This window comes from Corynebacterium sp. HMSC066C02 (genome assembly GCF_001814945.1).
In the GTDB taxonomy this organism is placed as follows: domain Bacteria; phylum Actinomycetota; class Actinomycetes; order Mycobacteriales; family Mycobacteriaceae; genus Corynebacterium; species Corynebacterium aurimucosum.
On the sequence record NZ_KV818436.1, the window covers coordinates 60,745 to 72,109 of the forward strand.

General features: G+C 62.7%; 9 protein-coding genes. 2 read left to right on the top strand and 7 right to left on the bottom strand.

What is annotated here, in order from left to right:
* Positions 1-92: 92 nt before the first annotated feature.
* From lipB to sucB, 6 genes are all read right to left on the bottom strand, one after another.
* Positions 93-899: a lipoyl(octanoyl) transferase LipB gene (lipB, locus tag HMPREF2996_RS01280; RefSeq protein ID WP_070729751.1), complete on the bottom strand. Its 807-nt coding sequence runs from the start codon at positions 897-899 to the stop codon at positions 93-95.
* A 69-nt stretch (positions 900-968) separates the two neighbouring features.
* A complete protein-coding gene (gene gcvH, locus HMPREF2996_RS01285; RefSeq protein ID WP_070729752.1) occupies positions 969-1,361 on the bottom strand; it encodes a glycine cleavage system protein GcvH in 393 nt (130 codons plus the stop codon).
* Between the two features lie 42 nt (positions 1,362-1,403).
* Positions 1,404-2,516: a glycine cleavage system aminomethyltransferase GcvT gene (gene gcvT, locus HMPREF2996_RS01290; protein ID WP_070729754.1), complete on the bottom strand. Its 1,113-nt coding sequence runs from the start codon at positions 2,514-2,516 to the stop codon at positions 1,404-1,406.
* Between the two features lie 3 nt (positions 2,517-2,519).
* Positions 2,520-5,378: an aminomethyl-transferring glycine dehydrogenase gene (gene gcvP / locus HMPREF2996_RS01295; protein WP_070729756.1), complete on the bottom strand. Its 2,859-nt coding sequence runs from the start codon at positions 5,376-5,378 to the stop codon at positions 2,520-2,522.
* Between the two features lie 73 nt (positions 5,379-5,451).
* On the bottom strand, positions 5,452-6,606 hold the full coding sequence (locus tag HMPREF2996_RS01300) for an MFS transporter (RefSeq protein WP_070729758.1): 1,155 nt from the start codon (positions 6,604-6,606) through the stop codon (positions 5,452-5,454).
* 273 nt (positions 6,607-6,879) lie between these two features.
* Positions 6,880-8,907: a 2-oxoglutarate dehydrogenase, E2 component, dihydrolipoamide succinyltransferase gene (gene sucB / locus HMPREF2996_RS01305; protein WP_070729759.1), complete on the bottom strand. Its 2,028-nt coding sequence runs from the start codon at positions 8,905-8,907 to the stop codon at positions 6,880-6,882.
* 148 nt (positions 8,908-9,055) lie between these two features.
* Between sucB and HMPREF2996_RS01310 the strand changes: the two genes are divergently transcribed.
* Positions 9,056-9,463: an oxidoreductase gene (locus HMPREF2996_RS01310; protein WP_070526613.1), complete on the top strand. Its 408-nt coding sequence runs from the start codon at positions 9,056-9,058 to the stop codon at positions 9,461-9,463.
* 20 nt (positions 9,464-9,483) lie between these two features.
* Here HMPREF2996_RS01310 and HMPREF2996_RS01315 read toward each other — a convergent pair whose 3' ends face one another.
* Positions 9,484-10,026, bottom strand: coding sequence for an isochorismatase family protein (locus HMPREF2996_RS01315; RefSeq protein ID WP_070729761.1), 543 nt, complete (start codon positions 10,024-10,026; stop codon positions 9,484-9,486).
* 28 nt (positions 10,027-10,054) lie between these two features.
* Between HMPREF2996_RS01315 and HMPREF2996_RS01320 the strand changes: the two genes are divergently transcribed.
* A complete protein-coding gene (locus HMPREF2996_RS01320) occupies positions 10,055-11,329 on the top strand; it encodes a glutaminase (RefSeq protein ID WP_070729763.1) in 1,275 nt (424 codons plus the stop codon).
* The last annotated feature ends 36 nt before the right edge of the window (positions 11,330-11,365 follow it).

The window sequence follows — 11,365 nt, forward strand, 5'->3', positions numbered from 1 at the left end:
TAACAGTCACGGAACCTCACTTTACGTGTTTAAACTAGCTCTTCCTAATACAAGCCCTGCGCGTGGCGGCTTTATTCCACCGAGGGTAACCGCTATTTTTCTTGCGCGGCTTTGCGGGCCTTGCGGGCCTTCTCATTGGCCACTTTGATGGGATCAGGGGCCGAGGCAAAGGTGTGGTCGGCCACCGTTAATTCCCCGGAGAGGGCTTTGAGGAGAGCGTCGAGAAGCGGCGCTTCTGCCTCCTCCATAGTCACCGGGCGGCCCAGCTCAAGCGACAGCGTGGATACATCCGCATCATCGATGCCACAGGCCACGATGTGCTCGTAGTACTCCAAGGTGTTGGTGCAGTTGAGCGCTAGGCCGTGCATGGTCACGCCGCGGGTCACGCGAATGCCCAAGGCGCCGAGCTTACGGTCGCGCTTCGGGGCGGCTGGGTCGGTAGCCTGGGTGGTGGAAGGAACCCATACGCCAGAGCGTCCATCGATGCGCCCAGCGGTGCTCACACCGAGTTCGCGGACGGCTTGGATGATGGCCTCCTCAAGGCGGCGGACGTAATCGACAACGTCTACCGGCTCGGCCAGCTTGATAATGGGGTAGACCACCAACTGGCCCTCACCGTGCCAGGTGATGCGTCCTCCCCGGTCGACATCAATGACCGGCAGGCCATTATCAGGCATATCCTCCGGCTGCGTGCGCTTGCCGGCGGTGTAGACGTTGGGGTGCTCCACCACGAGGATGACATCACCCTGCGTACCCGCCGCCCGCGCCGCCGCGAGCTCAGCCTGCAGATCCCAGGCCTCTTGGTAGCCCATGCGGCCCAAGCGGCGGATCTCCAGTGGCTTATCGGACGCGCGGATGGAGCGATCCGCGGGAAAGAAAGGTTCGCGGGGAGCAGTCATGAACCCGATCCTAAACCCCGCGAGATATCAGCCCGAAAGGGGCTGAGTCTGCGCTGCTCAAGCGTTGTTTTAGTCAACGCCGTTGGCGGAGGCGTACTCGTCGGCGGTCATCAGATCGCCGGCCTCGGTGACCTCTACCTCGAAGAGCCAGCCCTCACCGAAGGGATCGTTGTTGATGACTGCGTAGTCATCGTGCACGCCCTCATTGACGGCGGTCACGGTGCCGGTGACCGGGGAGTAGAGGTCAGACACGGACTTGGTGGACTCGACCTCGCCGCAGGTCTCGCCGTGCTCGACGGTATCGCCCACGGCAGGCAGCTCAGCGAAGACGACCTCCCCCAGGCGGTCGGTGGCCACGGAGGTGATGCCGATACGGACGGTAGAACCAACGACGGAGTCAGCGGTGGCGTTAATCCACTCGTGGTCCTCGGAGTAGGAGAAATCGGAAGGAAGATTAGCCATGAGAAGGGGTGTCCTTTCGGTAGTTGACTTCAGTAGTGGAGTTTACTTATCGCGCTTGTAGAAGGGCAGCGCGGAGACTTCGAAGGGGTAGCGCTTGCCGCGGATATCCACCTCGACGGCCGCACCCGGCTCGAGTCCAGCGGCGGTATCGATGAGCGCGAGTGCTACCGGGTGCCCCAGGGTGGGGGAGGGCTGACCAGATGTCACCGTGCCCACCTTGTTCTCACCCACGTAGACCTCGGAGCCGGCACGGGCGGCGCGGCGCTGGGAGGAGACAAGTCCGGTGATAACGGCCTGCGGGCCCTCCTCAGCGCGCTGGCGCAGCACCTCAGCGCCTACGAAGTCCTGCTCCTTCTTGGCAAAGGCGCGGGACATTCCGGCCTCCACTGGGGTGATATCGCGGGTGAGCTCGTTGCCGTAGAGCGGCATGCCAGCCTCCAAGCGCAGGGAGTCGCGCGCTGCCAAGCCGCAGGGCTTGATGCCGTATTCCTCGCCGGCCTTGAGCAGCTCTTCCCACAGCTCCGGGGCATCGGAGTTGTAGACGATGAGCTCGAAGCCGTCCTCGCCGGTGTAGCCGGTGCGGCAGATGAACGCATACTTACGGGCCACCTTGCCGGTCATCGCGGCGTAGTAGGGCAGGTCCATCACGGCCTGCTGCTTGGTGTCCTCCACCAACGGGACGAGGATCTCCAGCGCCTTCGGTCCCTGGACAGCAATCATCGCCACGTCGCGGGACTCGTTCTTCAGGTCCACGTCGAAGCCCTCGGCGCGCTGGTTAAGCGCCTCCCACACGGTGTCGGCGTTGCCGGCATTGGGCACGACGAGGAACTTGGTTTCCTCCAAGCGGTAGGTGATGAGGTCATCGATGATGCCACCATCCTCAGCACAGATCATGGAGTACTTTGCCTTGCCCTCCTTGAGGGTGGCGAGGTTGGAGATGAAGCAGTGAGACAAGAACTCGGCGGCGTCTGAGCCGTTGACCCAGATTTCACCCATGTGGGAGAGGTCGAAGAGGCCCGCGGCATTACGCACCGCGCGGTGCTCCTCAAGCTCGTTGTCATACTTCAGCGGCATCTCCCACGGCCCGAAGGGGGTGAAGGTAGCGCCGAGTTTCTCGTGCTCGGCATGCAGCGGGGAGTGCAGGTAGTCAGTCATTGATTAAACCTCCTGGTTCTCGTCGGAGTAGTCAAAAGCCTCTGGCGGCGGGCAGGTGCACACCAGGTTGCGGTCACCGTAAGCCTCGTCGATGCGGCGCACCGGCGGGAAGTACTTATTAGCGCGCAGGGAGGTCACCGGGTAGGCAGCCTGCTGGCGGCTAAAGGCATAGTTCCACTCGTCGGCAGCGACGGATTCGGCGTTGAACGGCGCGTGGTGGATGACGGAGTCCTCGTAGGCCACCTTGCCGTCGATGATCTCCTGGATTTCGGCGCGGATGGAACGCATGGCTTCGATGAAGCGGTCCAGCTCACCTAGGTCCTCGGACTCGGTCGGCTCCACCATGAGGGTGCCGGCCACCGGGAAGGACAGGGTCGGCGCGTGGAAGCCGTAGTCCACGAGGCGCTTGGCCACATCAGCGGCGGTGACGCCGGAGGCGTCGGTCAGCTCGCGCAGGTCAAAGATGCATTCATGCGCCACCAGGCCGGCATTACCCGTGTAGAGAACGGGGAAGGAATCCTTCAGGCTCTGCGCCAGGTAGTTCGCGCCGAGGATGGCATGGCTCGTGGCCTCCGTGAGTCCTTGCGAGCCCACCATGGCCAGATAAGACCAGGAAATCGGCAGCACGCCGGCCGAGCCGTAGCGCGATGCGGTGGACGGCACGCCGGTGCCCTCCACAGCCGGCTGCGCAGGATCCAGCTGGGGATCGTTGGCATCCGTCGGCAGGAAAGGTACCAAGTGCTTGGCGACGCCCACCGGGCCCACGCCCGGGCCACCTCCGCCGTGCGGGATGGTGAAAGTCTTGTGCAGGTTGAGGTGGGAGACATCGCCACCGAAAGCGCCCGGATGGGCCCAACCGGCCAGCGCGTTCATGTTCGCGCCGTCGATGTAGACCTGGCCGCCTGCCGCGTGGACCTTGTCGCAGACCTCGCGCACTTCCGGGTCGAAGACGCCGTGGGTGGAGGGGTAGGTAATCATGATGCCGGCGACGTGCTCACCGTGCTGCTCGAGCTTGGCATCGAGATCAGCAACATCAATGGAGCCATCGTCAGCGGTCTTGACCACTACAACGCGCAGGTTGGCCAACGTCGCCGACGCGGCGTTGGTGCCGTGTGCCGAGGCAGGGATGAGGATGACATCGCGGCCATGGTCGCCGTTGGCCACGTGGTAGCGGCGGATGGCCAACAGGCCTGCCAGCTCGCCTTGGGAACCAGCATTGGGCTGGATGGAAACCTGCGCGTAGCCGGTGATTTCGGCGAGCCAGGACTCGAGTTCGTCGATCAGCGCGCGCCAGCCAGCGGTGGTTTCCTCAGGGGCATAGGGGTGAATGCCCGCGAACTCCGGCCAGGAGATGGGTTCCATGGCGGAGGTGGGGTTGAGCTTCATCGTGCACGAGCCCAGCGGGATCATCGTGCGGTCGAGTGCTAAGTCCTTATCCGCCAGGGTGCGCAGGTAGCGCAGCATCTGGGTCTCGGAGTGGATGGAGTTGAAGATCTCGTGCTGCAGCGGCTCCTCGGAGCGCTGGACGGAGGACGGAATCTCGAAAGAGGCGGCGGTCGCCGCAGCGGAGTCCGCGGCGTCGAAGGCAGCGGCCAGGGTGGTGACATCCTCGTGGGTGGCGGACTCGCCGAAGGAAACAGAAACATTATCCGCTCCGATGACGCGCACCAGGTAGCCCTGTTCCTGCAGCTGGGTCTTGATAGCGGCGGCATCCACGCCGGTGACGGTGACGGTGTCGAAGAAGTCGCGGGAGACAATCTCCTTGCCTGCGCCGGTGACTGCCGCGGCGAAAGCAGAAGCGCGGTCATGCACGCGCTGGGCAATTTCCTTCAGCCCCTTCGGGCCATGGTAGACCGCGTACATGGAGGCCACGTTGGCCAGGAGGGCCTGGGCAGTACAGATATTGGAGGTGGCGCGCTCGCGGCGGATGTGCTGCTCGCGGGTCTGCAGCGCCAGGCGGTAAGCGGGGCGGCCGGCAGCGTCCTTGGACACGCCCACGATGCGGCCCGGCAGCTGGCGCTTGAGCTTATCCGTGACGGACATGAAGGCTGCGTGCGGGCCGCCGAAGAAGAGTGGGACACCGAAGCGCTGCGAGGAGCCGAGGACAACATCTGCCCCCATCGACCCCGGGGCTTCCAGAAGGAGCAGCGACAGCGGGTCAGCCACGACGGCAGCTAGGGCGCCGCGGGTGTGCAGCTCCTCGATGGCGGCGCGAGGGTCGACGATATCGCCCTCGGTTCCCGTGTAGGCCAGAACTGCACCGACGAGGTCTTCGCCGACGATGCCATCGCGGACATCAGCAATCTCGACCTCCAGCTCGATGGCCCGGGCGCGCTCGGCGGCCACGGCCAGCACCTGCGGGTGCAAGCGCGAATCCAACAGCACGCGGCGGCCCTTCTTGACCGCGCGGGCCATCAGGCCGACGGCTTCGGCGGTGGCAGAGGCTTCGTCGAGAAGCGAGGCGTTGGCGATAGGAAGGCCGGTCAGGGACTCAATCATGGTCTGGAAGTTCAGCAGTGCCTCGAGGCGGCCCTGCGAAATCTCCGGCTGGTAGGGCGTGTAGGCGGTGTACCAGCCGGCATCCTCCAGCAGGCCGCGGCGAATGACCGCCGGGGTGAGGGTATCGGAGTAGCCCTGGCCATAGAAGGACTTCAGCACGACGTTCTGGGAGGCGTACTCGCGTAGCTTCGCCTGTGCGTCATCTTCGCTCAAAGCCTCCGGAAGGTTGAGCGCCTCAGTGGCGCGGATAGAGGTAGGCAAGGCGGCATCGACCAGCGCGTCGACGCTGTCGTAGCCCACAGCCTTGAGCATCGTCTCACGCTCGGCTGCATCCGGGCCGAGGTGACGAGAGATGAAATCCATATGGTGAATCTCCTTCGTGGCGTTAGTTTGTGTGACCTAAACTGCCCCCAAGTATAAGGCGTATGCCATGACATTAACCCCGGTTACCCCTGATTCGGAGATGCAGCGGCACGGCAGTCAGCGCCGCGACCGCGAGTCCAATGATGAAGGCGGTGGAATAGCCTGTGATAGGGCCCAAAAGGGAGAGGATGAAGGGGGCAAAGAAGCCTAGATAAGTTAGCGAATAAAACACCCCCGTTGCTGCCCCGAGCTCCGCTGGGTCGGCGATGGCTTGGGTTTCTGCGAGCCCGCTGAGCATGCCAATTCCATAGGAGCTACCCATGATAATGGCTGCGAGAGGCAGGAGGAATACTGCCCAGCCGTGGTGTGCTGACACGACGACGATGAGACACAGCACCATGCCTAGTGCGGCCAGCACCATGCCGTGGAAGGCGTTAACCCGGATACGTCCCGCCAGCTGTTGGATGACCACGCCGCTGCCCATGGTGAGCAGCGCACACAATCCGGCGATGAGAATGGGGTGGCGCAGATGCTCACTGAGCTGTGCGGGCAGGAACACGAAAGCGGTGGTAGCGGAGCCGAAGACCCACGGCGCGTAGGCCACGACGGGTAGGTAGCTAGGAGTAATCAGGCTTGTCGGTATGAAGGCGCGCCGCTGCGTCTGCGGTGTTCTGGTTCGCTTTTCGGGCACCGTCCACACGAGTGGGACCACGACGAGGGCAAGTGCGATGTGTAATAGATAAGGCAGGACGGTGGGCCAGGGAAGGAATTCCGCGGCGATGCCAGCGACTCCAGGCGCGGAGGCGAAGCCGGCCGACAGAGCGACGGATGAACGCTTGGCGCCCACGCTGAGGTGGGTGCTGAGCTCCTTGATCCACGCAGCGCCGGAAGACATGGCCAGTCCCACCGCAGCCCCGGCACACAGGCGGCCAATCAACAAGGGGAGGAAGGCGCCGCCTGCGCCAGCGAGGAAGACCAGTGAGCCAGCAGTGGTGGTGAGGACGGCTGGGCGCATGACGGCGCGGCGCCCCAGCGAATCCGAAAGCGGGCCGCCAATGAAGAGAGCCACCATGATGCCGAGGGCATAGATGCCGAAGAGGAAGGTCGTCTGCAGAACCCCCAGCGAGGTGGTGACTTGGTAGACCACGACCATAGGTGCGAAGAGATTGGCGCCGCAGGCGACGAGGAACATACCTAAAGCGACACGGAACCACTTCTGAGAAACCATGCGCCACAGTCTAGTGTGCTGAGTCACAGTTAGGCATGGAAACGCAGCGGCGGGGCTCGGAAGGTGCCTATCTGCCAAAGTTATTGAACTCGCCGCAGGATCTGCGGCAAACTTCGTCAGGTAGGCGGGGTGCTGACATGAGAGCGCTTGTCGCTGGGCCGCCCTGGCCCGTTGTGCGGCGTTGGAGGAGAGAAACAGTGCGCGAAACGACGAAGCTCCCCCACCGCAGTGGCGGGGGAGCAAGCCTCTTAAGAGTTGGAGTCTTGTAAAGACTTAGAGGTCAAGGTCGGCTTCGAAATCAGCGGTCTCGAGGCGGTCCTTGATGGTCGTGATGAAGCGACCAGCGTCGGCACCATCGACCACCTGGTGGTCGTAGGTGAACGGCAGGTAGCACATCTGGCGGATGGCAATGGCGTCCTGACCGTCCTCAGTGACGACGACCGCGCGCTTGGTAATAGCGGCGGTGCCCAGGATGCCGGCCTGCGGCGGAACCAGAATCGGGGTATCCAGCAGGGCGCCCTCAGAGCCAATGTTGGTCACGGTGAAGGTTGCACCGGTCAGATCATTCGGCTTGAGCTTGTTGTTGCGTGCCTTGTCAGCCAGCTCGGCGATCTTCTGGGCAATCTCCGGCAGCGTCAGCTCCTGAGCCTTGTGGATGACCGGGGTCAGCAGGCCGCGCGGAGTATCTACGGCGATGGCCACGTTGACGTCAGCGTGGTAGGTCATCTCCTTGGTCTCCGGGTTGTAGGACGCGTTGACGTTCGGGTGGGAGACCAGAGCCTCGACGGTTGCCTTCACGATGAACGGCAGGAAGGAGAGGTTGGCCTCGTACTTGTCAATGAACGCCTGCTTGGACTGCTTGCGCATATCCCAGATGGCGGTCATATCGACTTCCTGGACGTGGGTCAGCTGAGCGGAGATCTGGAGGGCCTCAACCATTTTGGACGCCGTGATCTCGCGGATACGGTTGACCTTCTGGGTGGTGCCGATGAGCTCCTGCTTCTCCGGATCCACGGACTTGGTGGACCAGCGAGCACGCGGGTTGCTGGAGGAAGCGCTAGCGGAGGAAGCCGGTGCCTCGCCCTCGCCAGCAGCGGCCAGGACGTCCTGCTTGCGGATGCGGCCGCCGACGCCAGTGCCGGAGACGGTGGACAGGTCAACGCCGTGCTTCTCAGCCAGCTTGCGCACCAGCGGGGTCACGTACGGGACGTTATCGCCGTTGTTGACCTTGGTGGAAGTCTCAGAAGTCTTCGGCTCGGAGGACTGGGAAGCAGCAGGCTTCTTCTCTTCTGCCTTCGACGCTTCCTTCTTCTCCTCAGCCTTGGGCTCTTCCTTCTTTTCCTCTGCCTTTTCTTCCTTGGCAGCGGGCTTCTCGGAGGCTGCGGCGGAGCCGTCGCCGATGCGGGCGATGACGGCGCCGACGTCAACGGTGTCGTCTTCCTCGGCGAGGATTTCAACGAGGGTGCCGGCGACTGGGGATGGGATTTCGGTGTCGACCTTGTCGGTGGAGACCTCGAGGAGTGGTTCGTCGACCTCGACGGTGTCGCCGACGGACTTCAGCCACTGGGTGATGGTGCCTTCGGTGACGGACTCACCAAGCTCCGGCATCTCCACGTCGGTGGCGTCACCAGAAGCAGCAGGCTTCTTCTCCTCTGCCTTGGGCTCTTCCTTCTTTTCCTCTGCCTTGGGGGCAGGCTTCTCGGAGGCTGCGGCGGAGCCGTCGCCGATGCGGGCGATGACGGCGCCGACGTCAACGGTGTCGTCTTCCTCGGCGAGGATTTCAACGAGGGTGCCGGCGACTGGGGATGGGATTTCGGTGTCGACCTTGTCGGTGGAGACCTCGAGGAGTGGTTCGTCGACCTCGACGGTGTCGCCGACGGACTTCAGCCACTGGGTGATGGTGCCTTCGGTGACGGACTCACCAAGCTCCGGCATCTCCACGTCGGTGGCGTCACCAGAAGCAGCGGGAGCCTCAGACTCGGCGTCCTCAGCAGGCTTGTCCGGGGTTTCGGCAGCCTTCTCAGAAGAGTCCTCCGACTCCTCGGCAGCTGGTGCGGACTCGCCCTCATCACCGATGATCGCGATGACCTCTCCCACGTCTACGGTGTCATCTTCCTCAGCCTTGATTTCGAGGATGGTGCCGGCGACCGGGGAAGGGATTTCGGTGTCGACCTTGTCGGTGGAGACCTCGAGCAAAGGTTCGTCGACCTCAACGGTGTCACCGACGGACTTCAGCCACTGGGTAATCGTGCCTTCGGTTACAGATTCGCCCAGTTCGGGCATCACAACAGAGTGTGCCATAAGTATTAAGACTCCTCGAAAGTTGGAATTTTTGAAACGCTAGTGATTGATTCTACAGCGTGTTTATAAAAGGCGCGCATGGGTGGGGTTAATTGGGGCATCCTCCGCGTGAAGTGGCTGAAGGCGGCCTCCGGTAGGCTAAAGAGCCATGTTCAACCCCTTCCGCCGCAATAGCTCTAAGTCCCAACTGCGCCCACCCCGCGCACCGGGGGAGACCATTCGCGCTGAAGACGCGCAGGAGCTTCAAGCCTGGGTTCAAGGGCGGGCCTATGTTGAGGCATTTGTGGAGCCGGAGACCGTGGTCAACGAGATGTCGGTCGTCGTGGTTGATGAAAGCGGCGCCTTCATCCGCCGCCGCATTGGTGGGCCCAAAGGTATTGACGCGGTGGCCAAGCTTCTGCGCTGCGATGTCTATGACGTCGAAGAGACCGGTTACCCGCAGCGCATGCGCGAGCGCATCGAGCGAGAGCGCATTCTGCGCAAGCGTGAGGAACAGCGCGAGCGCCGCGAACGTTTTGAGCAGCGCCAGCAGCAGAACCAACAGGGGGATAGCTAAACAGCCATAACCCCTGTTGCTTATTCGCTAACGATGGTGGCGCCTGCCTTGGCTAAATCCTCCAGGGCGGCGGCGCCGCGGGCTTCGTCGACGGGCGCACAGTAGTCCGCCAGAACCCGCACGGTGAAGCCTTCCTTAAGGGCGTCGGCAGCCGTTGCGCGCACGCAGTGATCGGTGGCAATGCCAACGATGTCCACGGCGGTGACGTTGTGCTCGCGCAACCAATCCGCCAATGAAACACCTTCAGCCGCGCCCTCGAAGCCGGAGTAGGCGGCGGTGTTTTCGCCCTTCTTGAAATAGGCTTGGGCGGGCCCGATGGCCTCGTGCATCGCGGCGCCGAAAGAATCAGCCACGCAGTGCGTGGGCCAGGTATCAACGAAGTCGGGATTCTCAGAGAAATGTGTGCCCGGATCGATATGCCAATCCTGTGTCGCTACGACCGTGTCATAGGAGGTCTGTAGCGCACCGATGCGCTCAGCAACCTCATTGCCACGTTCAGTGCCAAGGGCTCCGCCGGGGCAAAAATCATGTTGGACATCGACAATGATGAGTGCAGGTGTCATACGCAGCAATTCTATACCCTGGGAAGCGATGAAAACACCGATTCCTTTTTATCTACAGAAGATCCTTGATGGCGTTCACGATCACGATTCCGGTGAAGTAGCGGACTACATCCCGGAACTGGCCAGTGCGAACCCAAATCAGTTGGGGGTTGCGCTGTGCTCAGTAACGGGCCACCTTTATAGCGCCGGTGACGCGGAAAGCCGCTTCACCATCCAGTCCATCTCAAAACCATTTGTGTATGCTCTCGCGCTGAGTGAACTGGGGCTTGACGCGGTGCGTGACGTCGTCGGCCTCGAGCCCTCCGGGCAGGCTTTCAACGAGCTTTCGCTGGCCAAAGACCACCGCCCAGTGAATCCGATGATCAACGCTGGTGCCATTGTGGTCAACCAGCTCATCAACGGCGTGGACTCCAGCGTGGAGGACCGCGTGGAAAAGATTCGCGCCTTCATATCCCAATTGGCGGGGCGCGAGGTGGACGTCGACAAGCGCCTGTGTGACTCCGAACTGGAGCATGCCGAGCGCAACCTCTCCCTCGCACACATGCTGCGCTCCTACGGCATTATTCAGGACGATGCCCACGATGCCGTGCTGTCCTATACCTCGCAGTGCGCGCTGTCTGTCGACGTGCGGGATCTCGCCGTGATGACCGCGACCTTGGCCAACGGTGGGCGCCAGCCCGTGACAGGGGAGAAAATTCTGGACGCCGACGTATGCCGCATGACCTTGGCGGTGATGAGCTCCTGCGGCATGTATGACGGCGCTGGGCGCTGGATGACTGAAGTGGGAATCCCCGCTAAGTCGGGTGTATCCGGCGGTCTCATCGGCACGCTGCCGGGCCAGATCGGTGTGGCGACGTTCTCTCCGCGCCTCGATGAGCAGGGAAATAGCGTGCGCGGCACCGCAATCTTCCGCGAGCTCTCCTCGGACATGGGCCTGCACCTGATGTCCACAGAGAACCGCTTCGGTGTGCACCCAGTACGCAGCGTTGATGAAGATGATGAGACGGCGATCATTCGACTGCAGGGTCATATCAACTTCACGGCCACGGAAGCCATCCTCCACGAGCTGGAGGAGCGCCAGTTCTCCGGCAAGCGCTTGGCCTTGGACTTCTCCCAGGTCTCTGGGCTGCACAAGGTGGGCCGGCGCATGCTCAAGGAAGGCCTGCGCCGCCTGCGTGAGGAAGACAACGAGGTCGCGCTTGTCGACGATGACGGGCTCGTCACCGACCGCGCCATGTCAGATGGCACCGTCCTTCCGCTGGCTGACAAGGAGGACTACGTTATCGCCGGCGAAGAGGTGTGAGCGGCCTTAAGCCGCTCACACGAGGGGCCGTAATGA